Source organism: Exiguobacterium sp. s181, from assembly GCF_018617125.1.
GTDB lineage: Bacteria > Bacillota > Bacilli > Exiguobacteriales > Exiguobacteriaceae > Exiguobacterium > Exiguobacterium profundum.
This window is the reverse complement of sequence record NZ_JACSJM010000006.1, coordinates 56371-82977: the sequence shown is the minus strand read 5'-3', so window position 1 is coordinate 82977 and position 26607 is coordinate 56371. Positions and strand designations below refer to the sequence as shown.

At 49.8% G+C, this 26607-nt stretch carries 32 protein-coding genes and 1 pseudogene; 24 read left to right on the top strand and 9 right to left on the bottom strand.

What is annotated here, in order from left to right; translation table 11 throughout:
- Window positions 1-829 (top strand): IS30 family transposase (locus KNO70_RS14995; protein WP_214812807.1); only part of this gene is annotated, 829 nt, incomplete at its 5' end.
- Window positions 830-1013: 184 nt separating this feature from the next.
- Here KNO70_RS14995 and KNO70_RS14990 read toward each other — a convergent pair.
- The 3 genes from KNO70_RS14990 to KNO70_RS14980 are packed head-to-tail and all read right to left on the bottom strand — an operon-like array spanning window position 1014 to window position 2840.
- Complete coding sequence (locus tag KNO70_RS14990) at window positions 1014-1610, bottom strand: hypothetical protein (protein WP_214812806.1); 597 nt, start codon at window positions 1608-1610, stop codon at window positions 1014-1016.
- Between the two features lie 15 nt (window positions 1611-1625).
- Window positions 1626-2564 (bottom strand): hypothetical protein, encoded by a 939-nt coding sequence (locus KNO70_RS14985; RefSeq protein ID WP_214812805.1) that lies wholly within the window; start codon window positions 2562-2564, stop codon window positions 1626-1628.
- A gap of 21 nt (window positions 2565-2585) precedes the next feature.
- Window positions 2586-2840, bottom strand: a complete 255-nt coding sequence (locus KNO70_RS14980) for a helix-turn-helix domain-containing protein (protein WP_214758498.1) — start codon at window positions 2838-2840, stop codon at window positions 2586-2588.
- A gap of 304 nt (window positions 2841-3144) precedes the next feature.
- On the opposite strand from KNO70_RS14980, the gene KNO70_RS14975 reads away from it, so the two are divergent.
- The 10 genes from KNO70_RS14975 (at window position 3145) to KNO70_RS14930 (ending at window position 11502) form a co-directional block, all read left to right on the top strand.
- Window positions 3145-3633 (top strand): helix-turn-helix domain-containing protein, encoded by a 489-nt coding sequence (locus KNO70_RS14975; RefSeq protein WP_214758500.1) that lies wholly within the window; start codon window positions 3145-3147, stop codon window positions 3631-3633.
- A gap of 298 nt (window positions 3634-3931) precedes the next feature.
- On the top strand, window positions 3932-4114 hold the full coding sequence (locus KNO70_RS14970) for a hypothetical protein (protein ID WP_021065836.1): 183 nt from the start codon (window positions 3932-3934) through the stop codon (window positions 4112-4114).
- 12 nt (window positions 4115-4126) lie between these two features.
- Window positions 4127-4351, top strand: a complete 225-nt coding sequence (locus tag KNO70_RS14965) for a hypothetical protein (RefSeq protein WP_012390467.1) — start codon at window positions 4127-4129, stop codon at window positions 4349-4351.
- Between the two features lie 66 nt (window positions 4352-4417).
- Window positions 4418-5518 carry a hypothetical protein gene (locus KNO70_RS14960; RefSeq protein WP_214758502.1) on the top strand — a complete coding sequence of 367 codons (1101 nt, stop codon included), beginning with the start codon at window positions 4418-4420 and terminating at the stop codon, window positions 5516-5518.
- Between the two features lie 179 nt (window positions 5519-5697).
- The gene (locus KNO70_RS14955) at window positions 5698-7902 is read left to right on the top strand and encodes a VirD4-like conjugal transfer protein, CD1115 family (protein ID WP_214812804.1); all 2205 of its coding nucleotides are present in this window, start codon (window positions 5698-5700) and stop codon (window positions 7900-7902) included.
- Window positions 7903-7918: 16 nt separating this feature from the next.
- Window positions 7919-8161 (top strand): hypothetical protein, encoded by a 243-nt coding sequence (locus tag KNO70_RS14950; protein WP_012390470.1) that lies wholly within the window; start codon window positions 7919-7921, stop codon window positions 8159-8161.
- A gap of 16 nt (window positions 8162-8177) precedes the next feature.
- Window positions 8178-8594, top strand: coding sequence for a hypothetical protein (locus KNO70_RS14945; protein WP_131472605.1), 417 nt, complete (start codon window positions 8178-8180; stop codon window positions 8592-8594).
- A 15-nt stretch (window positions 8595-8609) separates the two neighbouring features.
- On the top strand, window positions 8610-10574 hold the full coding sequence (locus KNO70_RS14940) for a pLS20_p028 family conjugation system transmembrane protein (protein WP_214758506.1): 1965 nt from the start codon (window positions 8610-8612) through the stop codon (window positions 10572-10574).
- A 6-nt stretch (window positions 10575-10580) separates the two neighbouring features.
- Window positions 10581-10880, top strand: coding sequence for a DUF5592 family protein (locus KNO70_RS14935; protein ID WP_214758508.1), 300 nt, complete (start codon window positions 10581-10583; stop codon window positions 10878-10880).
- Window position 10881: 1 nt separating this feature from the next.
- Window positions 10882-11502, top strand: coding sequence for a hypothetical protein (locus KNO70_RS14930; RefSeq protein ID WP_214758510.1), 621 nt, complete (start codon window positions 10882-10884; stop codon window positions 11500-11502).
- A 41-nt stretch (window positions 11503-11543) separates the two neighbouring features.
- Here KNO70_RS14930 and KNO70_RS16340 read toward each other — a convergent pair whose 3' ends face one another.
- Window positions 11544-11948 (bottom strand): hypothetical protein, encoded by a 405-nt coding sequence (locus tag KNO70_RS16340; protein ID WP_371816108.1) that lies wholly within the window; start codon window positions 11946-11948, stop codon window positions 11544-11546.
- Between KNO70_RS16340 and KNO70_RS14925 the strand changes: the two genes are divergently transcribed.
- The 9 genes from KNO70_RS14925 to KNO70_RS14885 all read left to right on the top strand — a co-directional run bounded on the left by KNO70_RS14925 (window position 11934) and on the right by KNO70_RS14885 (window position 19811).
- Window positions 11934-13472 carry a VirB4 family type IV secretion system protein gene (locus KNO70_RS14925; protein WP_371816107.1) on the top strand — a complete coding sequence of 513 codons (1539 nt, stop codon included), beginning with the start codon at window positions 11934-11936 and terminating at the stop codon, window positions 13470-13472. The two genes, KNO70_RS16340 and KNO70_RS14925, sit on opposite strands and share 15 nt — an antisense overlap.
- Complete coding sequence (locus tag KNO70_RS14920; protein WP_214758514.1) at window positions 13472-14578, top strand: lysozyme family protein; 1107 nt, start codon at window positions 13472-13474, stop codon at window positions 14576-14578. The genes KNO70_RS14925 and KNO70_RS14920 overlap by 1 nt, the downstream gene beginning before the upstream one ends.
- A gap of 30 nt (window positions 14579-14608) precedes the next feature.
- Window positions 14609-15187, top strand: a complete 579-nt coding sequence (locus tag KNO70_RS14915) for a hypothetical protein (protein ID WP_214758516.1) — start codon at window positions 14609-14611, stop codon at window positions 15185-15187.
- Window positions 15188-16027 (top strand): hypothetical protein, encoded by an 840-nt coding sequence (locus KNO70_RS14910; protein WP_214758518.1) that lies wholly within the window; start codon window positions 15188-15190, stop codon window positions 16025-16027.
- Window positions 16028-16219: 192 nt separating this feature from the next.
- Window positions 16220-16471 carry a hypothetical protein gene (locus KNO70_RS14905; RefSeq protein ID WP_131469365.1) on the top strand — a complete coding sequence of 84 codons (252 nt, stop codon included), beginning with the start codon at window positions 16220-16222 and terminating at the stop codon, window positions 16469-16471.
- A complete protein-coding gene (gene mobP2, locus KNO70_RS14900) occupies window positions 16464-17618 on the top strand; it encodes a MobP2 family relaxase (RefSeq protein WP_214812803.1) in 1155 nt (384 codons plus the stop codon). The genes KNO70_RS14905 and mobP2 overlap by 8 nt, the downstream gene beginning before the upstream one ends.
- Before the next feature lie 9 nt (window positions 17619-17627).
- A complete protein-coding gene (locus KNO70_RS14895; RefSeq protein WP_214812802.1) occupies window positions 17628-18077 on the top strand; it encodes a hypothetical protein in 450 nt (149 codons plus the stop codon).
- 5 nt (window positions 18078-18082) lie between these two features.
- Window positions 18083-18370: a hypothetical protein gene (locus tag KNO70_RS14890; protein ID WP_214758524.1), complete on the top strand. Its 288-nt coding sequence runs from the start codon at window positions 18083-18085 to the stop codon at window positions 18368-18370.
- Window positions 18371-18374: 4 nt separating this feature from the next.
- Window positions 18375-19811 (top strand): ImmA/IrrE family metallo-endopeptidase, encoded by a 1437-nt coding sequence (locus tag KNO70_RS14885; RefSeq protein WP_214758526.1) that lies wholly within the window; start codon window positions 18375-18377, stop codon window positions 19809-19811.
- A 68-nt stretch (window positions 19812-19879) separates the two neighbouring features.
- Here KNO70_RS14885 and mphN read toward each other — a convergent pair whose 3' ends face one another.
- The 3 genes from mphN to KNO70_RS14870 form a co-directional block, all read right to left on the bottom strand.
- The gene (mphN, locus tag KNO70_RS14880; protein ID WP_214758528.1) at window positions 19880-20770 is read right to left on the bottom strand and encodes a macrolide 2'-phosphotransferase; all 891 of its coding nucleotides are present in this window, start codon (window positions 20768-20770) and stop codon (window positions 19880-19882) included.
- A gap of 538 nt (window positions 20771-21308) precedes the next feature.
- Window positions 21309-21533, bottom strand: coding sequence for a DUF3006 domain-containing protein (locus KNO70_RS14875; protein ID WP_024127775.1), 225 nt, complete (start codon window positions 21531-21533; stop codon window positions 21309-21311).
- Complete coding sequence (locus KNO70_RS14870) at window positions 21530-22372, bottom strand: ComEC/Rec2 family competence protein (RefSeq protein ID WP_214812801.1); 843 nt, start codon at window positions 22370-22372, stop codon at window positions 21530-21532. The genes KNO70_RS14875 and KNO70_RS14870 overlap by 4 nt, the downstream gene beginning before the upstream one ends.
- A 143-nt stretch (window positions 22373-22515) precedes the next feature.
- On the opposite strand from KNO70_RS14870, the gene KNO70_RS14865 reads away from it, so the two are divergent.
- The 3 genes from KNO70_RS14865 (at window position 22516) to KNO70_RS14855 (ending at window position 24300) form a co-directional block, all read left to right on the top strand.
- Entirely contained in the window at window positions 22516-22797 is a 282-nt protein-coding gene (locus tag KNO70_RS14865; protein ID WP_029596479.1) for a hypothetical protein, read from the top strand.
- A 124-nt stretch (window positions 22798-22921) separates the two neighbouring features.
- Window positions 22922-23302 carry a hypothetical protein gene (locus KNO70_RS14860; RefSeq protein WP_029596478.1) on the top strand — a complete coding sequence of 127 codons (381 nt, stop codon included), beginning with the start codon at window positions 22922-22924 and terminating at the stop codon, window positions 23300-23302.
- 56 nt (window positions 23303-23358) lie between these two features.
- On the top strand, window positions 23359-24300 hold the full coding sequence (locus KNO70_RS14855) for a DNA/RNA non-specific endonuclease (protein ID WP_114167509.1): 942 nt from the start codon (window positions 23359-23361) through the stop codon (window positions 24298-24300).
- Window positions 24301-24377: 77 nt separating this feature from the next.
- Here the strand turns inward: KNO70_RS14855 and KNO70_RS14850 are convergent, their stop codons facing one another.
- Window positions 24378-24692, bottom strand: a complete 315-nt coding sequence (locus KNO70_RS14850; protein WP_353049154.1) for a peptidase M42 family protein — start codon at window positions 24690-24692, stop codon at window positions 24378-24380.
- Window positions 24693-24812: 120 nt separating this feature from the next.
- Between KNO70_RS14850 and KNO70_RS14845 the strand changes: the two genes are divergently transcribed.
- Window positions 24813-25932 (top strand): IS3 family transposase gene (locus KNO70_RS14845; RefSeq protein ID WP_214758530.1). Its coding sequence is split into 2 segments (ribosomal slippage): window positions 24813-25081 and window positions 25080-25932, totalling 1122 coding nucleotides; the frame shifts between segments, so codons are not numbered across the junction.
- 185 nt (window positions 25933-26117) lie between these two features.
- Here KNO70_RS14845 and KNO70_RS16355 read toward each other — a convergent pair.
- Window positions 26118-26597 (bottom strand): annotated as a pseudogene (locus KNO70_RS16355) (IS30 family transposase); the annotation flags it as partial.
- Window positions 26598-26607 lie beyond the last annotated feature (10 nt).

Below are 26607 nucleotides of genomic sequence, written 5' to 3'. Positions count from 1 at the left end.
GACCGTCTCGCGGGAGATCAGACGGAACCCCGGCTACGAGTCAGGACGTGCGCAGAAACGCTACGAGAAGGCGAAAACCCATTGCGGCGCCAAGACGAAGCTCGACGACACGATGCGCCGGACGATCGTCGAGAAGCTGCGTGCGACCTGGTCGCCGGAACAGATCGTGGGGCGGCTCTTCAACGGAAAGCTCGCCTTCTCCACCATCTACCGCTGGATCTATTCGGGACGGATCGACGTGCCCGTGACCGTGCTCCGCCAGAAGGGGAAACGTCAAAAGCCGGCCGAGACGCGCGGTCGCATCAACGTCGGCCTCCCCATCTCGCAACGACCGCCAGAGGTCAGGGGGCGCCGGACGTTCGGGCACTGGGAGCTCGACACCGTCGTCTCCGGACGAGGGAAGTCGAAGGCGTGCGTCGCGACGTTCATCGAGCGGAAGAGCCGGTTCTATCTCGCCCTGCCGATCGCGGACCGCACCGCGGCCTCGATGGAGGGGGCGATCCATACGGTGCACGGCGCCTTCCCGGACGGCACGTTCGAGACGGCGACGACGGACCGTGGCAAGGAGTTCAGCGGTCACGAGCGCATCCAGGCGTCACTCGGCGTGCCGATGTATTTCGCCGACCCGTACTCATCGTGGCAACGGGGGAGCAACGAGAACGCCAACGGGCTCCTCCGCGAGTTCTTCCCGAAAGGAACGGACTTCGCGCAGGTGGCGCATGACGAACTCGCGGACGCGCTGACCAAGATCAACGGGCGACCGAGGAAGTGTCTGGACTGGAAAACCGCACACGAGGCCTTCACCGAGGAAGTGTTGCGCTTAATTTGACAAACCATCATTATAAAACCCTAATGAAGCTCTCGAATAAAAATTGAGACTTTCATTAGGGCTATTATTTTTAACGATGTTATATAGAAGTTAAAATCAATTTTACTGTAGGTTAACTGATAGTAAAACTCTTTACTAATTTAATCACTTGCAGTTAAAAACAATTCTAGTAATAATTTTAATCTTAAAAATAAAACTTATGTTCATTTTTCTTATGTGATTTTTTTGAAGTGATTTCTACTTTTATATTTTCAATCGGTTTATTGAACAATAAAAGTGAAGGAAACGCAATTGTATCATGCTGTTTTATATAGCTCTGATTGAATCTAATTATATCGAACTGGTCATCTTCATATAGTTCATAACAAAAAATATTTTCCAAAGATTCATTAAATTCTTGGGTTTCTCTTTCTATTTTTTCGTCATAAGATTCTAATGCTAAGGACGGATTTAAGCCAGATAGATTGAATCGAGAGCTCTCTGGATAATTATCAAATCCTTTGACCTGATGTGATTTTCGAGAAATATAAACTTCTTGATTCAACGCCAGGGCAGAACCTAAAATAAGTTCCGAAGGTATTGGTAACTCGTTATGAAAAATTAGTGTATTTTTTGCAACATAGACCGTAACGTCAACATCTTCATCGTAGGTTGATCCATTATTTTGTATACCCAAGTCTAAATAGAATAAAGAATTAACCTTGTTTAAATACTCTTTCCAAGATTCTAAAGTTTTAATTTCTATTAATAACTGTAATATGAATTCATATTTTTTAACCATCTCTGAGGGTCCAGTCTATTTGTATGCACGATTACCTCTCCAGTCTGGTATCATATCCAGTTGTTTATTTACACCAATCACATTAAAAAACGTGTCTTCAGTATATGGTATTAATTCTGAATTCAAATATGATTTTATAACTTCTTGATCTTTGTCATCAATTTTAACCGGTATAGGTTCAAGGTGTTTTATAGCTAAGCCTAGAGCTGGATTTCTTTCAATTTTGTTTGACTTATTCTCTACTGTATTTACTTCGACTTGGACAGAAACTTTTGATATTTCTTCAATTAAATTTTGCGCTTTAATAACCATAGAATTAGTAATTTTTTTTATGTCTATATTTGTTGGTGAAATCTTAATTTCTTCATCGATAAGTCCGTTTTTTATACCGACAATGTGTAAACTGCTATCTTGTTTCGGAATATTTTTGTCTATAAAAAGTTTAGGTACGTATAGATAAAGATGATTGGTTAACTTTTTTTTAAATTCCTGAATACTATCGTAAGAATCATACAATCCTTTTGTTTGGTGAGCTTCATGATACTGTTCTTTGAAGTTTAAAACTCTTTGATATTCTTTTTCATTTTTTTTACTAGGTGGCAAAGGAACGTCACTAAAGTACAAAAATACTTGCTTGTCGTCTTTTAAAAGTTGTTCGATTTCCTCTTCAGTCCCTGAACCGTAATCGTCTGTGGGTGTCCCAAACCTTGTCCAAAATACAGCAATGGCCATGTCACACGTATTAACAAATTGTTTATTCAATAATTTTTGGGGGCGCCCTCCCGACTCAGGATAAGAATCCGCACCCCAATGTTTAATTTCTAACTTTACTCCGTTTATATCTCCAATATTTCTATTAATTTCATTAATAACGTCTTCTATAATCGCTAGTTCTTCTTGAACATCTGAAGGACAAGAGATAAGTATTGAATATTGAGTTATTGTTTTAGGCACGATACATCCTCCAATTTAGCTTTATTTGAACCTAACATTATCAAAAAAATCAGTAAGAGTTATATTCAAGCCATTACAAAATTTTTGAATTGTACTTACTTTCGGATGCTTTGTACGACCACTCATCAGTTCCGAAACGGTTGCTTGGTTTAGTCCACCTTTTTGAATCACTTGATGAATAGTCATTTTATGTTCAGCTGCGAGCTCTTTCATCCGCTCAGTGATTGCCTCGTTCAATTCCACTTGCTCACCCCACGATCCAAGTACTTTCTTCATCACTTATTCTTTACGAAACCCTCTATTCCTCTACTCTATCACAATCTCTTGAAATCAAAATACTTGTCATTATTTTCTATACTCGAATCGTTATTTTTTTACAGATGTGCTACAAAACCAAAAATATTGAGTTACTGTTGCTTATAAACCCTCATGTAGAGCGGATTCGACAAGAATCGTCAATTGTAAAATTTCTGACATATCAGAAAACTGATGATTTTTATTCCTATCCCTGCTATATTGGAACCAACAAAAGGAAACATCTGTTTGGTCGCCGCTTTGGTTTACAGAAAGGGGAAGGCTTATGTATCGATTCGGGGAGTGGTTGAAGGAGAACCGCCGGCTCTCGGGCTGGTCACAGGTCGAACTATCAGAGAAAACGCTCGGAGAAATCTCACAACCCGCCATCAGCCAGTACGAACAGAACCGTTCGGTGCCGTCGATCGCGGACATCGATCATCTGGCCCGTGCATTCGGGCATACGCTCGCGACGGTACCGTGGGACGCCATCGACTTCAGCTATGGGGTGAAGCGGTCCGTCACCAAACTCGAGCGACGTCGATTCGACCTGAAAGAATTGCCGCAGGCCGACTCGGTCCGCACGTTCGACGGGAAGACGTATGAATTGCACGGCTTTATCGGAATCGAAAAAGCTAGCGGCGAAGCGGTCCAGCTGACGCAACTCTACTATCGAATCCGTACGGTCGTCTGTGACGCCCACGTGCTCGCCAAGCGCAAGAATCCGGATGACGAGCTCATCCATGTCAAGAAACGAAAGAGAGTCCGCCAGTAACCGACATCGACGCAGCAGCACATCCTTAAGGATGGTCTCCTCCAATCACATACCGGCGTGTCCCTCACCAGTGACCGAGTGGGCGGGATCTACGCACAGATGGTTCGGCGAGAGTCGCCTAAAACTCGCCACAAGGTCACCGCATCGTTCCGGGTCATCGAAAAACCCTGTACAGCTCCTCATCACAGCGGGGAGCAGAGTTCGTGGGGGAACAGCTAGAAACCCACCGCACCGAATCCGACTGTCCTTAATGATGTGCTGCTGCACATCACGAGATCAAGGGAAGGAAGTGTGTACCGTGGCATCAAAAGAACAGAAACAGAACCGTAGCTTCGCCGAGAAACTCTTACGCATCCGTGGGAAGGACTACGAGGAGTGGCTCGACGAACAACATCAACAGGTCATCCAGGACAACCAGGAACTCATTTTGGAGGCGCTCGAGGCGAAGCTCAGCTTCAAGTCGCCGGCGCATCAGGACTAAGGAGGGAACGACATGGGACTCAATGAGACAGGGCTCAGCTTGCTTCAGTTCTTCCAGGGGCTCGCCGTCATCGCCGCGGCCATCGCCTTCGCGATCGGGGGCTTCTACTTCATCTTCGGTGGGGATCGGGGCCGCTCGAAGGCCGTCGGTTGGCTCGTCGGGGGCGCCGTCGGCCTGATCATCGTCATGGGCGCGTTCACGCTCGCCGAGATGGTTGACCAGAACATCAAATTCTAATGCACACGCATACAGCGTTCCAATCGGAAGGCTTTTTTTGTTGCTTGAAACGAGAGGAGGAACGAGATGCTGTTTGTACGATTCACCGACGTGCCGGACACTCGGATCCAGAACTATGAGCGGCTCCCTTTCGCCGAGGCGGTCATCGCGACCCATGACCTGAACCAGGCACTCAGCGAGGAAGGGACGAGCTGTTCCGGTGACTTCCGGCTCTTCGACCAAAAAGACGAACTGCTCTATCGGGGGACGTTCACGTTCGGCACAGAAGGAGCGTATCCGAACCTGTACCATCAAGTGAAGGACCGAGTACAACGGATCAAGACGAAAAAAGAGGATAACGCGAAAAAACTATGGCTCCTCGACGAGATCGAGTCTGAGACACCGGACGACTACAAACGACAGTCCGCCAAATCGAACTCAATCATATCGTCGACCTATCAGTCACGCCTGACCCGACTACAGCGCCGCCTCATCTACGGGGTGGCCACGGCTGGGATTCTATTTACCTCCCTGTTCACTGCGGCGCAATGGTTCATCGATAAAGAGGCACACGCCGAACAGGTGACCGGTATCGAACAGACATGGCTGGATGCTTACGACCTGGCGCTCCAAGGTGAGGAATCTTCGCTCATCAATTTACTGGAACGGAAAGACCGGTCCGAGGAAGAGGATGTTCTACTGGTCGATCTCTATCTTGCAGAAGGCGCAGACCAGAAAGCGCTCGAGCTCACGGATGACCCCATCCTGATTGAGACGAAGCTGGCCGGGCTCGATTTATCCGATCAGGAGAAATTGGAACGGCTCCATGACTTTCAAGCGTCACATCCGACCGACGAGGGCGCGTTCGATATCGCCAAACTGGAACGGGACCATGAGACCGTGGCTAAGATGAAAAATGTGGAATGGATAGCTCCCCGTATTTCTGCGAAAGTGACTGCCTATCTCTATCTCGGGGACATCGAGTCCGCGAACGATTGGGCGTCCAAGACAAACGACCCTGCCGTACAAGCAAAGATCGATAAATACCAAGACATTACGGCCACGATCGACGGACTGAACGAGAAACTAAAGAAAACATCTAGCAAGGACACCGCAGCTCGTGAGAAGATTCAAGCCGCTATCGCTGCTGAAGAAATTGACCTAGAAACAATTCTTTATTCAGATTAAGGTAGGTGAAATAATTGAGAACTCAGTCTCTGTCACCACGATTCCCGATACGTCTGGTTTTCCCCGCCCTGTTCTGCCTAATAGTGCTGCCGGTCGGGATTTTTTATCTGCTGAACGGGGTCTACAACATCATTCGACAAATCATGACCCCAATTCTAAAAGAAGGGCTTTTGGTCGGAGTGACGATTCCGACTCTCTCACCCTCCCTGTTCTTGGAGGTGAGTCTTCCCTCTTCGACCGTCTTGCTCGGACTGATCGCGTTCAGTCTGTTCATCGGTCTTGTCGTGTTCGGCAAGGTATGGCTGAACTTCCGGGATCTGCGAAAGAATCAGAAAGGAAGCGCCCGCTTCACCTCATTCGATGAATTGAAGCAACAGTACCGTCGTGTTCCGGACCGGAAGAAGCGCTATGACGGATTGGGCGGTGTCCCCGTCGGACGGGTCAAGAACGAGCTGTTCATCGATGACTCCCCCGTCAACAACCTGATCATTGGCACAACCCGATCCGGGAAGGGCGAGACGTTCGTCTTCTCGACGATTGATCTGTACAGCCGGGCAAGTGACCAAGCGAGCCTGATCATCAACGACCCGAAAGGCGAGCTCTTCGCCGCCTCGAAGGAGACGCTCGAACAACGCGGCTATCAGGTCGAGGTGTTGAACCTGATGAACCCGCTCCAATCGATGTCGTACAACCTGTTGCAACTGACAATCGATGCGTTCCTTGAGGAAAACTACTCGCTCGCCCAACAGTATGCGCGCTCGGTCGCGTTCATGTTGTACCATGATCCGAAGGCACGGGACCCGTTCTGGGCCAACTCGTCGATCGACCTGTGCACGGCGCTCATCCTCGGTCTCTGTGAAGAGGCGAAGGACACGCCGGAGAAGATCAACATGTACAACGTCGCCCTCATGCTCTCGGACTTAGGGTCACGGACGGTCGTGACGCGACAAGGGCAGGAGATCTCCGCACTCGACGAGTTCTTTCAGCAGTTCCCGGAGAACCACCCGGCGCGGCTCCAGTTCGCGACGCTCCACTTTTCTGGGGGTCAGACACGGGCCAGTATCCTGGCCAATACGAATGCGAAGCTCGGGATCTTCACATTGAACGGGACCGGGAAGCTGACGTCGATGAACTCGCTCGACATGCGACGCATCGGATTCAACCGTTGGATCAGTGGACGGACTGAACCTTTGACACGACTCACGTTTAGGTTCCCCGATGGGACGACCCATGCGCTCACGACAGACGACGATGGCAGCTTCATCGTGTACCACGCGTCATCACTTAGAACCGGAGACGCCGTTCAAATCTCGACTGACTCAAGCACTGCGACGATCCAGCTGGAAGCGCATGATGAGGAGAGTGGACGTTTCCGTTACGCAATCGACGGGACGATACAGATCCGTGAAGTGATGTACCATATGCGTCCCGTGGCGGTGTTTCTCATCGTCCCAGACTATGACCCGACATTCAACGTCATCGCGTCGCTCTACATCAAACAGGTATACACGGCGCTCGCCCGGGTCGCCTCGCAGACGAAACAAGGCAAATGCGAGCGCCAAGTAGTCTTCTTACTCGATGAGTTCGGCAACATGCCGCCGATCGAAGGCATGGCCAACATCATAACAGTCTGTCTCGGCCGGAACATGCGCTTCAACCTCGTCATCCAGGCCTACTCCCAACTCGAGAACCTATACGGAGAGGATTGGAAGACGATTGACGGCAACTGTGGGAACACACACTATCTGTTGACCGCGGACGAGTCGACCGCCGAACTGATATCGAAGAAGCTCGGTGAGGCGACCATCGTCACGAAATCGCGGTCCGGGCAGACGTTCTCGCTCAAGAAATCGAAGACGGAGAACTTGGACGGCCGTCGGCTCATGACAGCGACCGAGGTCATGGGACTCAAAGAGGGCGAGATGCTCATCATCCGTGTCATCAAGCGTCAGGACACGAAGAAACGCCGTATCCAGTCGTATCCAATCTTCCTGACCGGCAGGACGGCAATGAAGTACCGCTACGAATACCTAGCGGACGACTTCGACACGGATCGTTCCCTGCATGACATCGACATCCCCTGCCGTCACGCCGGTCTCGACTTCGAACAGATTCGTATCCGCTTCGCAAAGAAAGAAGACGAGACGGAAATCAATACACCATCGAATCAGGAAGATAAGTCTAAGTCCTTGACGGTACGAGATGTGCTGCAGGACAGCATCCTGCGCTCGATGTTCGAAGGACATGACATCGGCGAGATGTCCCTCCCCGAGTTCGAGACGAACTTGAACCTAGGAGTCTACGACGTCACCGACAGCCAAAAGAGCTTTTTGAGTACGATGATTGCGAAGCGACTCGAGAAACTGAAGCAAGGCACACCGTAGAGAGGAGGCCGAATTCATGGCCGAGAGTGCGAGAGAGAAGCGAATCCAGAACGAATTGCGTGTCGTCGCGAGAATCATCGAGACGCAACGCGTCCGCCTCGAACGGGGCGACGTGCTCAACATCCAGACGACCGACGGCTTTCTGACCGTCTATCAGGACGACACCTCAGACACCCCAAAAACTGTTACACTAATAGATAAGTTCGACTTCCGGGTCAACCTGAAGGTCGCGGATCTACTAAAGGGGAAAATCGTCTGACGGAGGGGTAAACGTTATGAGGAAACTACTTGCGGGCACTTTAGGAATCAGCTTGTTTTTACTTGGAGCTTGCTCAAATTCCAATGAGTCTTTGGTTCAACGTGATATTGAACACGTTGAGAAGGTCATGACAGCCGAAGAGGATGACTATTTGCTGATTGTAAAAGAAGAAGATGGTGAATTCGAAGAATTTGTTGAATTCGTAAAAGAGGTAGCGAACGAAGAGAATCAACAAGTCACGCTCTATAATACGTTTCAGCCAGATGGCGAGGAACTTGTCGATCGTGGTAACTTTGAATACACTGACGAACTAAAAGGTGCCGTTCTATACTCGATTCAAGATGGAAACGTCACAGATGAAATCAATGTTGGAATGTTGACGGCGGACAATTACGAACAACAGTTAGCGGACTTCTTTACTAGGACTCAGTAGATTGGGGGTCTTTCAATGGCTGATTCCGATTTAATCACCAAATTACAGGAATACGAAGACGTACTCCAAATCAGTAGTATGGTCAATGACGCACTACGCTCAATGGGATGGATTCTTGTCAGAGGACTATCAGTCTTGATTGACGGCCTTGAATCAATCACGGATCAAATCCTATTAACCAATACATTTTTCAATAATGACCAAGTGGTTGAATTCGTTCTTACGATTCAACCTTTTTTGTATGTTCTTTTAGCAGGAAGCTTCTTGTTCACTGGGTACTTGTTGATTTTTCAAAAGAAATTTGAACGTGAGAGTTTTTTGATCAACCTGTTCATCACACTATTAATCTTAGGTTTACTTTCACCAACTATGAGCCGAATTCAGGAGTTCTCTGATGGAGCAATCGCAGAGATTGGGGCAGATTCGCTTTATGACGGGGAAGCCTCATTATCTGAGAGTATCTTAAAGCGGAATGTACATGATTTGATTGAGCACGATTCGAAGAATTTCGATGCTACTACAGGAGAATCATTAAATGCCATTCCGACTGAGTTGATTGATAATATCCGAATTAATGAGATTTTCGACAAGAACAACTATGACTTATCGGCAACCGGAAACAAATTGGCCGAGTCCTATATTCTATGGAACGGAAAAGAGACAAGTCTCGGTAAACTCGATCAAAGTGGCGTCGAATGGAACAACCAGTATTACTACCGCTATCAGCCGAACTGGTTGACCATCTTCGTGACGCTCGGGATCATGGGCTTCACACTATTCTCGATTGCCTACAAACTGGCGCGCCTGTCGTTCGAGCTCGCCTTCAACTATGTCTTGGCGATCCTCGTCGCCCCGGCCGACCTACACAGTGGCCAAAAGACGAAGAAGGTCATTCAGAGCATTTTGAACACGTTCCTCGTGATTATCCTGATCTTCGTTTCGATCAAACTGTACACGATCGGGACCGCCTATCTCGCAGAGACGTTGGACGGTTTCGCCTATCTGATCGCCCTCATCGCCTTCTCGGTCGCATTGATCGACGGACCGAACATGGTCGAGCGGCTGTTCGGGATTGATGCCGGGCTCAAACGGGGCTGGGGTGTCGCGCTCGGCGCCTATGCCGCCGGGAAAGGTGTGACCTCGGCAGGTGCCCACGCCGTCTCAAAAGTAGCGCGTTCCACACAAGGCGCACCAAAGATGCCCTCACTCCATGAGGCCGCGACGACCCGGATAGATCCAACCGCCGTGCCCAAGAACGTTTCACCGCTTAGTGTGGCGGTCCAAGCTTCGCAGCGGACGGACGCCGAGAGGCAGATCGATCCAGATAATGTCGCTCAGGAGAACCAAACCGCAAGTCGCACGCAGACCGACAAAGAGAAACCGACAAATCCGAAGGACGTTGCGCAACCAATCAGTGGTCAAGAATCAGAACCGGAAGCGCAAGACTCTCCACACGTGAAGGAAGCGTCGGAGCGTACTTCGTCTCCCGAATCGATTCATGCGACGAACCCGAAATCGAATACCGAGCGTGGACCCGACCATCAAACAACGTCTTCTGAGACGCAAAGACCGGAATCGATTCACGATCATTCAAGTTCTGGTCATTCTCCAGGCCCTACTTCATCGACTATCGAACCGGTCACCGAATCTATTACTGCCGTGCCCGGACCAGCCAATCATCAAAACGAATCGGTAGCCCAAAACGACGCAACGTCAGCGATACCTCATGAGGCACCACCTTCAGGCGGCTCATCCTCGTCTTCTTCATCTACGATGGATTCGAGTGATGTATCAACGGAGAAACGCCAAGGACGCGCCCGACGGACCATCCATCAAGACACCGTGCTCGATGTCGAGACCGAGGTCATCGAACAGGTACGTGAGAATCATACGCACCGTCATAGCCAGCAACAGGAAGATTCACGACGGATCTATCCGACCACGCCACCGCGACCTGACCAAACTAAGAAGAAGGAGTGACGACCCATGCGCAACTACCGGATCCCGAACGAGGTCACGACCGAACTGAAAATCAATAAGATGCTCTATCTGCACGACTTCCTGTTCCTCGTCGGGCTCATCGTGCTCCGGCTCGTAACGCTCCCGTTCATCCCGTCTATGCTGCACATACCGTTCACGGTCTTCCTTGTCGTCTTCGGGCTGTTCATGGTACTGCGGCCGGCGACGAACCCACAGAAGCGGATGGTCCACGCGTTCTATTACGCGCTCATCAAACGGAAAGACACCTATATCGCGCTCGACGCGCAGACGAAAGGACGTGATTGAGATGACCTTTATTGAAGACACGTTACGAGAACCGCGACGCACAGGCACCTGGCTCGACGAACAGGACGTGGTCGAGAAACGGAAGGTCAAAGACAAGGTCGTCGTCAAATCGACGGTCGCCGAACTGATGCCGGTCGTCGACATCACCGGGACCGAGGCGTTCGAGATGCGCGACGGGACCTATCTCGACATGGTCCAGCTCACCTCAAAGGACATCTATTCTTTAAATGAAGAGGAAAAAGACCATGATGTGTTCTCGCTCGCCTATCTTCTGCAGGCGTACACGCACCCGCTCAAGGTCGTGCCGCTGAACACACCGCTCAGTCTCGAACGGCAGAAAATCAGCATCGAACGACAGATTCGACAAAATCAAACACCCGCCTATCTACCCTTTTTACTCAAAAAAAAGCAGGAGCTCGAATACCTCGAGGAGCATCGCACCAATCGCGATTATCTCCTCTTTTTTTATGCCGATGACGAGCGGACGCTACGCGAGAGGAAGACGCATCTCTATAAACTGCTCCGCCGCTCTAACCCGATGCGAGAGCTGACGCTCGACCAGAAGGTGCATGTGCTCTATCAACTGAACAACCCGAACACGAAACCACAACTCGACGCCTGAAGAAGGGAGTGACGTATATGTGGCAACGCCTGCGTGACAAGTTATCCAAACAACAGGACCCAGAGACCGTCAAGATCGAGAAAGGCTACAATCCCGACGTCATCGCCAAGATTCAGCCGCAGGGCGGCATTAAGTTCGACGCCAACTTCGTCCGGCTCGGTGACGGCTACCTGTCGTGTCTCCATGTCTATAAATATCAGTCGCTTGTGTATGACTACTGGCTCGAACCGATTTTGAACATGCCGGGCGTTTTGACGACGCTCGACATCGGGACGGCCGACAAGCGTGAGATCATCCAGACCATCAACAAGTCGATGGCCGAACAAAATACACGCTTCGAGAACGCGAAGGACAACATCGACCGCATCGACGCCCGGGAGACGTATAAGGAGCTGAACGAGCTCTACGAACAGATCACCCAGGGCGAGACGATGAAATATCTGCACCTACGCCTCTATGTAAAGGCGAAGACGCTCGACACGCTCGAGGTGAAGGTGCAGGAAGTGATGGAAGAGCTCGAAGCCCGAAACTTCCGTTCGACAATTTTCCTGAACGAACAGGAATGGGAATGGCAGAGCCTGTTCACGAGCTATGATCAACAACAAAAGCTCCCGAACCGGCGCCGCGGGAAAGAGATTCCTTCCCTCTCTATCGCCGGCGGCTACCCGTTCCACTTCACGTCGCTCCAGGACGCGACCGGCACGTATTACGGGACGACCGACACGAACGGCAGCGTCATCTTTGACCTGTTCCATAAGGACAAACAGCGCAAGTTCTATAACGCGCTCATGATCGGCAAGATGGGGTCCGGCAAGTCGACACTCCTCAAGAAGACCGTGCTCGACCAGGCAATCAAGGGCAACAAGATCCGCATCCTCGACGTCACGGGCGAATTCTCGGACCTCGTGCATCAGCTCGGCGGGAAAGAGATCGCGCTTGACGGGTCGGCCGGTCTCATCAATCCGCTCCATGTCTATAAGACCGTGACGAACAACGACGGCAGCGCCAACGAGGCACTCTCGTTCATGCAGCACCTGTCGAAGATGGCCGTGTTCTATCACTACATCAACCCGGCGGCGACGCAAGAAGAGACGAACGAGTTCGAGATCCTGCTCCGGGACTTGTACGTTCGGCACGGGCTCTGGGATGAACAGGGTGAACTGCCGATCACGACGCATCCGGCGAACCGGTACCCGACGTTCTCCGACTTCTTGAACCTCGTGCGTCGTGAGCTCTACACGGACGACACACGCACCTCGATCAAAGAAGCGATCAGTCCGAACCGGGTGCGGCGTCTCGAGAATATCGAGCTCGCCGTCACGAACCTCGTCCACAACTATGACAACATCTTCGACGGCCATTCCTCGATTGACCGGTTCGACGAGGAGCTCATCGTCTCGTTCCCGCTCCGGAACCTGACGAGCCTACGCGACGAGGTGTTCCAGGCGCAGGTGTTCTCCTTGATGAACATGCTGTGGGACGGGATGATCGCCAACGGCTCGAGTCAACTGAAGGCCTATAACCAGGGCGTGCTCCGGACCGAGGAGGCATGCAAGTACCTCATCGTCATCGACGAGGCGCACCACTTGATCAACACGCGCGACATCGCGCAACCGGCCATCCTGTATCTGCAACGCTGCATGCGCGAGGCGCGCAAGTATTTCGGCGGTATCTTCTTCGTGTCGCACTTGATCACCGACTTCGTGCCGGCCGGATCGAAGTCCGAGAACGCCGAGAACGTCAAGTCGCTCTTCCAATTGACGCAATACAAGATCATCGGCGAACAGGACGCGGAGAGCATCCCAATCATCCAGACGGTGTTTGATGGCCAACTCTCGAATTCCGAGATGCGCATCATCCCCTCGCTCGAGACGGGACGCGTCGTCCTTAGCATATCCGGCGTACAGAACCTCATCTTTGACGTCGATGTCGCACCCGAAGAACTCGTCTTGTTCGGTGGAGGTGCCTGATGTGGGCGGCCGCGAAACGGACGGCCCGCTTCGCCGTCACAGCGAAATGGCAGCTCGCAACGCTCAAGTGGCGACTCATCCTGCTCAGCATCGCGGCACTCGTCTTGTTCCTGGTCATCCTCGTTGTCGGCATCCTCGACACGCTCACAGGTGTCCAGAACGAACAACCGACCGACGTCACGTTCAATACCGCAGGAGGTCTACAGGTAAGCGACCAGGTGCTCCAATATCGGGGCTTGGTCGAATCGGAACTGTCGAAGCACGGACTGGCCGAACAGACGAACCTCGTACTCGCGCTCATGATGCAGGAGAGCGGCGGACGCGGGAACGACCCGATGCAAGCGAGCGAATCGAAATGTGGACGCATCGGATGCATCACCTCCCCCGAGGAGAGCATCGTCTACGGCGTCGAACATTTTACCTCCGTCTTCGAACGGGCGAACCGTGACGTGCAGCTCACGCTACAGAGTTACAACTTCGGAGGCGGCTTTATTAACTATGTCCAGGAGAACGGTGGGCGCTACTCGAAAGAACTCGCCATCTCGTTCTCGCAGATGATGTACCAACGCGTGAAACACACCGGTATCTATCGTTGTCATCGCCCGAGCGCGGTCCAGCACGGTGCCTGTTACGGGGACATCGAGTATGTCGATGCGGTGTTGAAATATCTTGCGCCGGTCGCCGTCGCCGACGGGGTCATCACGAAAGAACTGTTGTCGGGGTTACATTCCCCGCTCGCCATCCCGCTCAACGTGACATCGCGTTTCGGGTGGCGCGTCGTCTTCGGACAACGGGACAACCACACCGGTATCGACTTCAGTTGCACCCCATCCGACACGATCCACGCGGTCAAGAGTGGCACCGTCATCTATAGCGGGAATCGTGGACCGTACGGCAATCTCGTCCAGGTCCGGCATGACAACTACATCACGGCGTACGCGCACCTGAGTCGTCACGGCGTCCAGACCGGGCAACAGATCGACGCTGGGCAGGCGCTCGGGTACTGCGGCACGACAGGCCGATCGAGCGGGAACCATCTGCATTTCGAGATCAAGACGAGTGAATGGTCCGGTCATATCGACCCCGCCCCGGTCTTCGGATTTTGAGTCATGGATGTATGGAAAGGAGGAGAAAGGATGAACTTCACCGCACGTCACCTCGCGTATCTGTTCGGGGTACTGCTACTGATTTCAACCGCGGCGAACATTTTTTTCTATCAACAAGTGACAGCTGTCACGAGTACTTCAGCGGCGAGTCAGACAGAAAATGAGATTGTCACTCCCCCTGAATCGACAACCTCAGGGGAATCGTCAGCGGACACCGAACAAGTCGTCGCTTCGACAGAGACGGAACGAATGGAGGAGCTGACGACACGCGCGACGCGCTTCGTCGAGTACGCCTTCATCATCACCAAAGACAGTTACACGACCCAGAAACGACAGGCGAAGGACGTCATGTCGGAGGAACTCGCAACCACACTCTTCGCCGCTGACGGAAGCGATGTCGGCACGTTCGAGACGACCGTCCGCGACATCAAGGTGTTCCCTTCTGTCTCCGGAGAAGAATGCCTCGTACGGTTCGAACAGCACCTGTTGATCACCGAGACGGGTTATGAAGAGACGACGCAAGAACTGTTGGCCCTGACGTTCGAGTCCATCGAAGGACGTTTGGTCGTCACCGAAATGGAAGACCTGACACCTGAAGGAGGAATCTAGATGCGACGACAAACACGACGGCGTCTCACCCAGAACGTCTCCCGGTTCTACCTCGTACTCGGTGTATTCTTTGTCATCGGCTTCCTCTTCTTCGGTACCTCGTCGTTCTTCTTCGCCGAGGAAGCGCCGATCAATGAGACGCCAATCAACGAGGCGATTCGGCTCTCGAACGGGGAGACCGTGACGCTCCATTCTTGGAGTTATGACATGGATAAACGGACGATGCGCGTCCGCCTTTCACTTGATGAGACACCAGGTAACACGAACGATCATCTCTTCTGCTACGTCTATAAGGCACGACCGGATTCTGAGAAGGAAGTTGTGTTGCTCTACGAACGGAACGACCAATATGTGCTCGAATTGAAAGATGTGCCGAACGATTTTGACCAGCTCGCTGTCCGGATTTACGGATTCGATGACTCACAATCAATTGACACACTCACACCCGATAAACGAGAAGAAGGTCTCCTGACGTCCCTCTATGCCGACCGTCGGACCATCGAACAGGCGAGTCACAATTCATCTAACGAGACAACTTTCACGAGGTTGTTCGTCGAGGACGAGCTCACGGAGACAGAGCAACAATTAGAAAAAGCGCAACAATCAGTCGAAGCGCAGCGGCAACAAATCGAGCGAATCGACCGTGACAAAGAGGAACTCGAAGACGAACTTCCCTATCTCTCGCTCGACGAACAGGTCGAACAGGAGAACGAGATTTTCGACCTCGGCCGGAAGCGTGACGAGCTCACACTAGAACTTGAAAAGCTCGAACAGTCGGTCGTAGCGCTCGAAGAAAAGCACGACAAGTTGCGTGTTCGGCTCCGGGAACTATCAATTTAAGTGGCACATTTCGTGCCAAATCGTTGGTTTCACTGGCACATTTCGTGCCGTTTTTGGAGTTTTGATGATATCACGGAAATCCCAGGCTCTGCCTGGGCTATCACGACAAGTGATAGCAGTTTCCCCTTATGCTCTTTGAACGAACTTTTCGGACGTCGGCAAAATATAGCCTCTAGAAAGGTGGTCAGGCAAATGGATCTGTTACTCCGCGACATCGACCCCGTCATCGTGAAGCAGATCGATGAATGGGCGAAGGAACACAACCGTTCCCGGCAACAATATTTGAAAGAATTGCTCGCCTCCTGGTGCGCGAACGGCATCCAATCGACGCAGGTCGAGCGACTCGAACGACAGCTCGAGGCGAACACGCTCCACTTGAAACGGAGTGCGGACGAGCTCGCCCAGGTGACCCGTTTGTTGAGTGAGGTGATGCAGGATGCGTGAGACGCCGGGTGTCGTCATCAAGTCGAAGTTCAAGGTGCCGGGCACGAAAAAGAAGTCACGTCGCTACACGACGTACCTAGACTACATCAATCGACCGGACGCGAAAGACAGTCGGGAACAGTTCGAGACGTATCACGACTATATGGAAGACGAGACGAAATCGAGCGGTTTGTTCACACGCGAGGACGATCGATTGGACGACGAAATGCGTCGCGCCGTCCGCGACATCTTCAAGCATGCGCAAGAGAACGGGAGCATCCTCTGGCAGGACGTCATCTCGTTCGACAACGCCTGGCTGCGCGAGACCGGTGTGCTCCACGACGACCTCGTCGACGAGAAACGGTTGATCCAGGCGACGCGGAACGCGGTCGAGGCGATGCTCCAAAAAGAGAAGATGGTACACGCCTATTGGACCGGTGCCGTGCATTACAACACCGACAACATCCACGTGCATGTCGCCATCGTTGAGACGAGCCATATACGCGAGCGCGGCAAACGCAAACCGAAATCAATCGAGCTGATGAAGTCGAAGGTCATCCATTCCCTCGCCGACCGGACGAAAGAACAGGAGAAACTGAATGCGTTCATCCGCGACGAATTGGTCGCCCATAAGCGGAACCGGAAGATTCAAACGTTCCCGAACCGTGTCTTTCATCCCGACCTCGCCCGTCAGTTCAAGGACATCTATGAACGCTTGCCGGAAGACAAACGTCAATGGCGCTACAACATGAACGGGATGCAGCCACTCCGTGAATCACTCGACCGTTTGACCGACCGCTATATCGACATTCACTTCAAATCAGAGTTTCAAGCCTTCAACGAGCGACTCGAACAGGAAGTGTCGTTCCATCGCCGTAGCTACGGCGACACGGAGAAGGCCGAGCGGTACCGGATGACAAAGCGACAAGACCTCTACACCCGGATGGGGAATGCCATCCTCTCTGAGATGCGAGACTTGTCAAAAGAAGAAGCGACATGTGAGAACAATGAAGCCCCCAAACATCCAATCCGACGCGCGTTCAAACAACAAAAGCTATTCAACGAATCACTCTACCGGATCGAGCGGCATATGAACGACGAATTCGAACATTTGAAGAACCAACGTGCTTTCGAACAGCTGGAACGGGACATCGAATATGGAAAGTGAGGGAGGACGATGGAAGAGTTGAGACAGATCCGTCTTCGTTTGAAGCCGGAGACGGTCGCGTATTTGGAGGAGTTCGCCGACGACAAACGCTTCGGCCACCTCGGTCAGGTCATCGACCATATCGCAGAAGAACATAAACAACTGGCCGACGAGAAGTGGGACATGCAGTTCCTCACCCGCTCGATCAGCACGCAGGTCTCTCGTCATATCGAGAAGATGATGAACAAGCAGGTGTCGACAGAGCTTGAGCGCATCCGACTCGCCGCGAACCGCTCCGACCGTCACGGTCAGATTCTGACGGAGCTCCTTCAGGCGCTGATGCAGACCGAGGGTATTGAGGACATCATGACAACGGATCAGTTCAAGCCAACGTTCCTCGCGACGGCGGAACGTATCGTCCAGGAACGCATCGAACACCAAAAACAGAAGAAGGACACACTAACTTTTGAGAGAGGATGAATCCTATGCGACCACTTGACCGTCCCTTCACGATGGGACAACTGTTGACGCTTCAACCCGATACCGTCACCGTCTTCATCTATGGAAAGCGGTACCACATCCCGGTGTCCGCTTCCGAGCACCAACTTTTGACCACTATCGCGCAAGACGAGGTCGTCTTACTTCCCATCAATTTCAATCGGACACGGCTGTTACTGGACATCCCGGAAACGTCGACACAACTCGAACGTGAACTGAACGAATTCACAGATACCGAAGAATCTATCACCGATTTGTTGAAGGAAGGAGTCTGACACGATGGCCAAGATGAAGACGAATGAAGAACGGAAAGCCGAGCTCGAGGCCTTGACCGAGCAGATGGGAAAACAGATCGACAGCTACTTCGAGAGTCCGGAGAAGATCCGGGAACATCTCCAGTTCCTCGGCAAGTTCCATCAATACTCGATGCGGAACGCAGTTTTGATCGAGTCCCAGTTCCCCGGTGCGGTCGCGGTCGGCTCTTTTCCGTTCTGGGAGAAGCAAGGCGCACAGGTCCAAAAAGGTGAGCGTGGCATCAAAGTATTCGTCCCGAACCCAGTGACGTATGCCCTGCACAAAGATGAATGGGTGCCGCTCAGCAAGGCACCAAAGCCAATCAAAGACGGCGTAAAACAAGGACGAATCCCGTCACGCAAGATGATGTACTTCAAGATCGGTCACGTGTTCGAGTACACGCAGACCGACGCGCGCGAGAAAGGGATTGAGGTCTCGGACATCTTCAAACGGTATCACCGTGACGGCGGGATTGAGAACGAACAAGACATCCGTGACGCCTTGACGACGCTCGCGGATGCCCGGAATGTGACGCTATTGGAGGAACCGCTCGACGAGATCGGTACGGCGAAGGGTTGTTACTACCCGGAGCTACATGCGATTGCCTTGAACCCGCGAAACACATCCATCGAGGACATCACTGTCCTGATCCACGAGCTCGCCCATTCGGAGCTGCACAACCAAGAGCGGAATCTCGAACGGGACCAACCGCTCACGGCACCCGAGAAGGAGTTCCAAGCCGAGATGGTCGCCTACGTCGTTTCGCATCAACTTGGATTCCCGACGGACGACTTTTCGCTCTCCTACTTGGCTGGTTGGACGAAAGACAAGGAACTTCTCGACAAGGAAAAGCTGTTGCAGGAGGTCCACCAGACATCCGCAGCTTTCCTCGATCACATCGAGTCTCATCTCGAGAAAGCTCACACCTTGGAGCAGGAGAAAGAACGGAGCCCTCTCGATTACCTTGAACAGCTGGAGCGACGTATGGGATGGAAAGAGGCTGACCTCAGTCTTTATGAACGGGTTCATGCCGTACAAAGTGTGTTTCCCGAGGAGGTGGAGCCCTATCTGAACGCAAAAGCGGCCCTCGAGACGAACCTGAAAGTGGATCGCGTCGATGAGCCGCTCATGTATATTCATGATAAAGCGTTCGGGTTCCAGTCATTCGGTATTGCCAATAATCATGACTTCAGTGAAGACCAGCTTGTTGCTTATACAATCGCATTACCGAATCAACCATTGGTCAGTGGTCACTTCGACCCGGAAAGTGCCGTACATCCTTTACACCATCTTGAAAAAACCAATCGTTTGGAGAGACCGGTCCTGAAATCGCTTGAAAATCACTGGCATGACGTGTTGTTAGATGAAGAACAAAAGTCCCTTTCAAGAATTTCATTGTTTAACATCGAAAGACTCTGGTGACTTCGTGGGTATGATGATTTAAAAATTCATACCCTTTTCAATTTCAGAGCGCTGCCATTGCTTTTACCTCATACATTTTGTGTAAGCATATGAGCAGCTGTTTCACGCATATCTTGTAGGTCAGATATCTCTGCGAATTCAGCTACAGTTATTGCGCTGGTTGTTAACAACTCAATTATATGCTCATCCATTCTTGACCATGTTCTTCCGCCTGCATTGTCGTAAGCATCGAGTAACTTTGTCAAACCATCCTTACCAAACAGTAATAGATGTGATAGAAAATCCACAGATGTGTCCGCAATACTAATTTCTGTCCAATCTATCAAACCAGAGACCTCAAAATTCTTATTTATTAGTATGTGGCCAGGGTGTAAATCCCCGTGGCTTACACCTACATGCGATGGCCATAGCGAATCATTCGCCAACCATTCTTGCCAACGCTCCCATAGCTCTGAATTCACATGATACTTCTGTCTCACCTTCTCCATCCGTATCTTCATTGAACTGTTTAAATCTCTAGCATATAGAGTTTTGATACCGATTTCTTTGAAGTGTCGATGTGGTAATGTGTGTAGTTCTGCCAACACTTTACCTAATGACTGATAGTAAGATTGTGGTGTATTCTCTTTGTCAAAACTCCAGATGTAATCTTGTTGCTCTACATCAATTGTTGCAACCGGAACACCATCTAATTGCTTATACGCAATTAGTTCATCATCAAAAATTGACCAATTTGGAACTTGAAAACTCACATGTTCTTCCATAATTTCTAGTGCCCTCTTTTCTTTCAAGGCGCTCCTCATCGAATCTAATCTTCGAGGAATTCTTAGTATCCACTTGCTACCAAGCGTATCTTTTGCATAAGCAACTTGAAAATCAACACCCGATTCATTTACCACAATGCTATTCTCTAACACATCTAATCCTTTATTTTTTGCAAGCCGTTTAAATTCGTTCATGATTTGTTCCTCCAATTTTTATGTTGTGCGATAAGCAAGTGAAATGTATGCATTTTTAATACTTTTTCATTTCAATCTTTTCTAATTAGACTTAACTAAATGAAGTCATAAAAAAATCACAGACAAAATGGTGTCTGTGATCAAGAGTAAATGAGCTACAACCAAGAAGCGTCCATTATCAAAAATAAAAGGACACGACAAAAAGAGTTGTAAATCTGCTATGTTTGTAAGTGTGTGGTTTCTTCGTCAAAGATTGATAAAAATGTGCAGACTACTCCCATTTACTCTGTTTTATGAAAACAGAGCCTTTGAACATATTCAATTAGCCATTGTTCAAAGTGTGGTGGCGTAATCTCCCGGCGTGCATCATTCTTAACAATCCTCCTAGTGAATATTATGCTGTTGACTTTATATCAGTTTTTATTCAATGTCAATCGAGCTTTATATTTAGATAAAAATTATTTGCCGATTTGTCTTTATTAAAAAATACTGATTTGTAAGTTTTAAAAATACAATCATGAATAATTGATACTCGTTTTTAATCTTCCCAAAGCTCATCCATCAACTCATCGATATCACTCGATAATCGTTTGCGTTCCTTGGCGTCCACTTCAACTTTCCCATCTTCATAAAACCAAAGCACGTCACCAGGTTGAACCGTGTCTGGAAGTCGTGACTTTGGAATATCCTCCATCACTTCTCCGAATTCGACGACAGCCAAGTCCCCTTCAAATCGATCGATGATACCTCTCCGTCGCTTCATCTTGATTTCTTTACGGCATAACTTGAACCGTTCCCTGTAATGATGATCGTGCCATTCTTATCTGTGCGAAGCGTGTTCGGTTTTTGACGCTTCAAGTTCGTCACCACTTCGGAAGTCGGATGGCCGTAGCTGTTCTTCCCGACACTGATGATAGCATGCTTCGGTTTGACCGTGTTCAGGAACGTACTGCTTGTCGACGTCTTGGCACCGTGATGTCCCACCTTTAAGACATCTGCACGGAGCGTCTGCTTCTTCGCCATCATGTCCTTCTCAGAAACGTGTTCCGCGTCTCCCGTGAACAAGAACGTGTTCTTCTTGTACGTTACATGAAGGACTGCACTCCAGTTGTTCAAGTCACTGTTCGAGTAGGATTTGACCGGACCCACAAACTTCGCACTGACGCCTTTGATCGGTAGCTTCACGCCGGCCTGTGCCGTTTTGATGGTCTTCCCTTCCCGTTTGACGGCTTGCAGAAAATCTTTGTAAGCCTGGGTCGTGTGCTTCACTTTCGGCGCGTAGACGTTCTCGACACGATAGGCATCTAGGATTTCGTCTAATCCACCAATATGATCCGCATCCGGATGCGTCGAGATCAATACCTCGATATCGTCAACTTTTTGCTTTTTGAGGTAGGCGACGATGGCATCGCCCTTTCCTTTGTTACCCCCGTCGATGATGACGTCCTCACCGCTCGGCATCTTGATGTAGATGGCGTCTCCCTGTCCGACATCGATGTAATGGACTTTAATGCTCGTAGCGGCTGATGCTTCCCCGTATGGTGACACCAATAGCGCTCCACTAAATAGAACGGCACTCCCAATCTTGATCAATTTATTCATCTTCTATCACTCCACTTTAAAATTATTGTAAAATTATCCAACACACCTTTATTATAATCCGCTATTTGTTAAATAGCTTCTAATTCCTGCGGTTGACCACATACATAAATAGGTAAGGTGTGATGATAGGAGGAGTGAGAGAAATGGATTTACGAAAACCAATCGCAATAAACAAGACGTATAAACCGGTCCTGATTTTTAAAGACGGGGTAGAAGTAAAGGAGTGTGTCTCCATTCAGGAAGCTGCACACTATCTGAAGGGATACACGTTATGTACCGCCATGCCGTATCGCCACATTATGAATGGCATTATCCTTGATGAGACCTGGATCCATGAGGGAAGCAGCTATCGGTTCACCACTGATCCTGATGTGAAAAAGGCAAAGCTGGCAGAGATGGAGGCTCAGAACAAAGTCCGTTTTTAAGGAAGGACAGAATTACGAAATCGAACAAGTCTCATGTGCGGCACCTTACATACGCTGTACACGACTTCGTCACTGTTTGTTAAAACCCTACGAGGTACACTTGAACTAAAAAGGGGTTCTCCTCATGCGACTTCAAGAATGGATTCAGCAATATCACGGTACAGAGTTACTGCGCTTTGATCACCTCTGCGAGTACTTAGATGCGACACCGTTTGAAATCAAACACCACCTTGATGGAATCAGTCCTGAGATAACCGGCGTACTGAAGTCAGAAGAGGGTATTGGTGACGACGCGTTCATCACGAAGCTGGAACATCATTTGCTGAATCGATTCAACAAACGAAGAAAAAAAGTGAAAGTCACGATTGAGGTCGAACTGCCATTACCGGAAGAAGCCTACAACTTTTGTCAGCGCGAACGATTTAGAATGATCGAACGCGTCACTCAACATATGGACGAACAAAACGTGAAGGATTGGCGCATCGTAAACATGCGGAGGATATAATTGAACATAGATCGTATTGACTCATCTACATATATACATGCTATAAGGAGAACAAAATGAAATTTACCTACTTAGCCTTGCCTTTGGCCATCCTGCTGATGGCCGGTTGTACCAGTGAAAACACCCCTTCTACAAATGAGAAAGCAGAGGAGCCTGCTACTCAAACAGAAGAAGTCGTCGAGACGACCGAAACGAGCACAGACGACGCAAATACGGAGACGACTGCAGAAGAACCTGCAACAGCCGAAGAAACGGTCACAAATTCGGATAACAATCAATTCTCCGGCTATAAACTGATCAATGTTGATGGTGGGGACTTGTCCGGGTACCGTGAGGCGAACGTCGTCGTCGATATCGGATATGGAGATCGCGAGTATTGGGCGTTCACGAACGAACATGGTCAATTGATTCGTGTCATCGCCGATCAGATCATCTTGCAGGATGATGATTCGGAGGATGTGACCTCGGATGGCCGTTACTATCATGACGAGGCGAAGGTCTCAGGCGTCGAAAACAGTGATCTCGATGAAGGCCACGTCATCGCTGACTCGCTCGGGGGCGTCTCGAACGCCTACAACATCACACCACAAGATAGCACGCTCAACCGCTACGGGGACCAGGCCTATATGGAGGACGTCATCCGTATGGCCGGCGGCGCGACCGACTTCGAGGCGATCATTACCTATCCGGATACGAAAACTTATATTCCGTCACACTACCAATACACCTATACGGTCAAAGGAAATGTCGTCACCGATTCCTTCGACAACGTTAACCCGGATGAAGTGAATGCAGCACTCGGCCTAACAGAAGGTGAACCGGAACCCGCAGCTGCACCTGAGGCCACAGGCGATGTCTCGAGCGTAGATACGAATGGCAACGGTCAGGTGACGATCCAGGAAGCGAAAGACGCCGGTTTCACGATGCCGATCATGAGCGACCATTGGCTCTACCCCTATATGCGTGATAACGATAATGACGGAATGGTAGGGGAATAAAAATAGAATCATTTTAATACAAGGAAAATTGCAAATAGGAAGGCAGCATTTTTTTCAAGTGCTGCCTTCCTATTTTTTCAGCTATTTTGTTGAATCAGACGATGACTAAGGACTGTTTCGACAAGTACCACCGTCTCAAATGTTGCACAATAGTCAACTTCCTCGAAGTCTGTATGCTCGTCACGGTAACCGATGGATAGATTCACAGACGGAATACCGAATTCCGCAAATACTTTTGCATCACTTGATCCCCCGTTGCGCGTCGCCTTCCAGTCGTTCATTCCGACCAATCGCCCCGCTCTTTCGAACAGTTCTCCATAAGACGCTTCACAAAAATCGAACATGCCTCGACATCCGGTGACAATGTCGCGTGTGCCCCGACGGTCCAACACGATGGTTGCATCCACGTCATGGATAAATTCTTGATCGATGCCACGCGCACCACATAACCCTGTCTCTTTATAATGGACCCAAGATTTCAGACACGAAAAAGGAGATGTTAAGGTAGGTATATGAAACGAAAAAGATATACACCCGAATTCAAAACTCAAGTTGTGTTGGAAATCTTGAAGGAAGAAAAAACAATGAGCCAGATTGCTTCCGAACATGGCATCCATGTGAACCAGCTGCATAAGTGGAAAACACATTTCCTGTCAGAGATGCCACAAGTGTTCAAGAAACAGAACAAGGACCAAGAGAAGATGAGAGCCGACTATGAAGAGAAACTGGAAAATCTCTATGCAGAAGTCGGAAAGTTAACCACGCAGCTGTCGTGGATCAAAAAAAAATCTGGCATCTACCACGATTAGACAGGAACGGGTAGAGATGATGGAATGGGGAAACAGTAAACTTCCTGTTTCCCAACAGGCCGATCTGCTTGGGCTCAATCGTTCCAGCCTTTATTACAGGCCGGTTGCCCCTTCGCCTGAAGAGGTTGCCATCAAGCATAGGATTGATGAGATCTACACCAAATATCCGTTCTACGGGTCACGCAGGATTGCCGAAGTATTGAAAAATGAAGAGGTGAATATCAACCGCAAGAGGGTCCAGCGTCACATGCGCGAGATGGGCATACAGGCTCTCTATCCAGGCCCCAATCTGAGTAAACGCAACCTGCAGCATCGCATTTATCCATACCTACTGAAAGGGGTGAACATTACCCGTCCCAACCAGGCTTGGGGCATTGATATCACGTATATCCGCCTGCAGGATAGCTGGATGTATTTGGCAGCCATCATCGATTGGCACTCCCGGTATATCATCAGCTGGGAACTGGACCAGACACTGGAAATAGGTTTTGTCCTGGATGCCGTCCGGCGGGCTTTCACGATCGGACAGCCGGACATCTTCAACAGTGACCAGGGTAGCCACTTCACCAGTTCCAAATATATCCACCTCCTGAAGGAACAGCCTGCCGTCCAAATCAGCATGGACAGCAAGGGTCGGGCACTGGATAACATCATGATCGAACGTTTCTGGCGGAGCCTCAAGTACGAAGAGGTCTATCTGAAGGACTACGGGACACCAAGAGAAGCGAGACAGAACATCCGTGACTACATGGAATTCTATAACTGGGAACGTCCCCACCAGTTATTGGGTTATAGGACACCGGCATCCATCTATTTTCAGTAGGTTACTGTCCTTGCCATCTCGGAGCAATTATCTTTCCCATCCCAGGACCTGTCAAGGGAAAATACGCCCTTGACAGAACCTGGCATAGGAAAGGCTGGGTCTGCAAGATGGGACAAGGACAAGAAGAATGACTGTTTTCACCTTATTATTATAAAATTAGTGTTTTGACAATGGGATCCACTTTAGAACGCTTTATCAAAGTCAGGAAATTCAACTGTTCTTTCTGAAATGTGACGTTTGAAAGTCTGACGACCTCTTTTCTCATGATGACTGTTAGGTTTTCTTTTCCCTTTCATCGGAAGTGAGTGAACAGGAAGAATATCTTCTCTGAACATTCTGTACAGAATTTTAACAGAACAGCTGATAGATTCTTCATTTCTGCCTATGATGGTGTCAGGTGTCCAGCCGTCGGCTATCCTTTTTTGAATATAACTGATCTGATGCTTAGGAAGGACGATTCTACGTCTTCTGCAAAGAGATTTTCTTTTCTTATCGTTCTGATAGAATTCCAGTACAGATATACCTGCTTTGAGTGCATTAATTACATTATAGACGATCTCTCTTTAACGCTTAATTCTCCGGCAGATCTCACTGACCGAAATTTTCTGGTGGTAATATAATTCTATGGACGCAAGTTCATCCGTGGTAAGGTGTGTATAGGCCATTTGTGCTAAC

Coding starts and splice junctions, on each gene's coding strand:
- KNO70_RS14860 (WP_029596478.1), top strand. CDS start 22,922: ATGCGACTTCAAGAATGGATTCAGCAATATCACGGTACAGAGTTACTG.
- mobP2 (WP_214812803.1), top strand. CDS start 16,464: ATGCGTGAGACGCCGGGTGTCGTCATCAAGTCGAAGTTCAAGGTGCCG.
- KNO70_RS14875 (WP_024127775.1), bottom strand. CDS start 21,533: ATGAAGCGACGGAGAGGTATCATCGATCGATTTGAAGGGGACTTGGCT.
- KNO70_RS14895 (WP_214812802.1), top strand. CDS start 17,628: ATGGAAGAGTTGAGACAGATCCGTCTTCGTTTGAAGCCGGAGACGGTC.
- KNO70_RS14890 (WP_214758524.1), top strand. CDS start 18,083: ATGCGACCACTTGACCGTCCCTTCACGATGGGACAACTGTTGACGCTT.
- KNO70_RS14885 (WP_214758526.1), top strand. CDS start 18,375: ATGGCCAAGATGAAGACGAATGAAGAACGGAAAGCCGAGCTCGAGGCC.
- KNO70_RS14930 (WP_214758510.1), top strand. CDS start 10,882: ATGACCTTTATTGAAGACACGTTACGAGAACCGCGACGCACAGGCACC.
- KNO70_RS14950 (WP_012390470.1), top strand. CDS start 7,919: ATGGCCGAGAGTGCGAGAGAGAAGCGAATCCAGAACGAATTGCGTGTC.
- KNO70_RS14925 (WP_371816107.1), top strand. CDS start 11,934: ATGAAATATCTGCACCTACGCCTCTATGTAAAGGCGAAGACGCTCGAC.
- KNO70_RS14945 (WP_131472605.1), top strand. CDS start 8,178: ATGAGGAAACTACTTGCGGGCACTTTAGGAATCAGCTTGTTTTTACTT.
- KNO70_RS14910 (WP_214758518.1), top strand. CDS start 15,188: ATGCGACGACAAACACGACGGCGTCTCACCCAGAACGTCTCCCGGTTC.
- KNO70_RS14915 (WP_214758516.1), top strand. CDS start 14,609: ATGAACTTCACCGCACGTCACCTCGCGTATCTGTTCGGGGTACTGCTA.
- KNO70_RS14990 (WP_214812806.1), bottom strand. CDS start 1,610: ATGGTTAAAAAATATGAATTCATATTACAGTTATTAATAGAAATTAAA.
- KNO70_RS14935 (WP_214758508.1), top strand. CDS start 10,581: ATGCGCAACTACCGGATCCCGAACGAGGTCACGACCGAACTGAAAATC.
- KNO70_RS14980 (WP_214758498.1), bottom strand. CDS start 2,840: ATGAAGAAAGTACTTGGATCGTGGGGTGAGCAAGTGGAATTGAACGAG.
- KNO70_RS14975 (WP_214758500.1), top strand. CDS start 3,145: ATGTATCGATTCGGGGAGTGGTTGAAGGAGAACCGCCGGCTCTCGGGC.
- KNO70_RS14855 (WP_114167509.1), top strand. CDS start 23,359: ATGAAATTTACCTACTTAGCCTTGCCTTTGGCCATCCTGCTGATGGCC.
- KNO70_RS14960 (WP_214758502.1), top strand. CDS start 4,418: ATGCTGTTTGTACGATTCACCGACGTGCCGGACACTCGGATCCAGAAC.
- KNO70_RS14940 (WP_214758506.1), top strand. CDS start 8,610: ATGGCTGATTCCGATTTAATCACCAAATTACAGGAATACGAAGACGTA.
- KNO70_RS14865 (WP_029596479.1), top strand. CDS start 22,516: ATGGATTTACGAAAACCAATCGCAATAAACAAGACGTATAAACCGGTC.
- KNO70_RS14905 (WP_131469365.1), top strand. CDS start 16,220: ATGGATCTGTTACTCCGCGACATCGACCCCGTCATCGTGAAGCAGATC.
- mphN (WP_214758528.1), bottom strand. CDS start 20,770: ATGAACGAATTTAAACGGCTTGCAAAAAATAAAGGATTAGATGTGTTA.
- KNO70_RS14965 (WP_012390467.1), top strand. CDS start 4,127: ATGGGACTCAATGAGACAGGGCTCAGCTTGCTTCAGTTCTTCCAGGGG.
- KNO70_RS14920 (WP_214758514.1), top strand. CDS start 13,472: ATGTGGGCGGCCGCGAAACGGACGGCCCGCTTCGCCGTCACAGCGAAA.
- KNO70_RS14870 (WP_214812801.1), bottom strand. CDS start 22,372: ATGAATAAATTGATCAAGATTGGGAGTGCCGTTCTATTTAGTGGAGCG.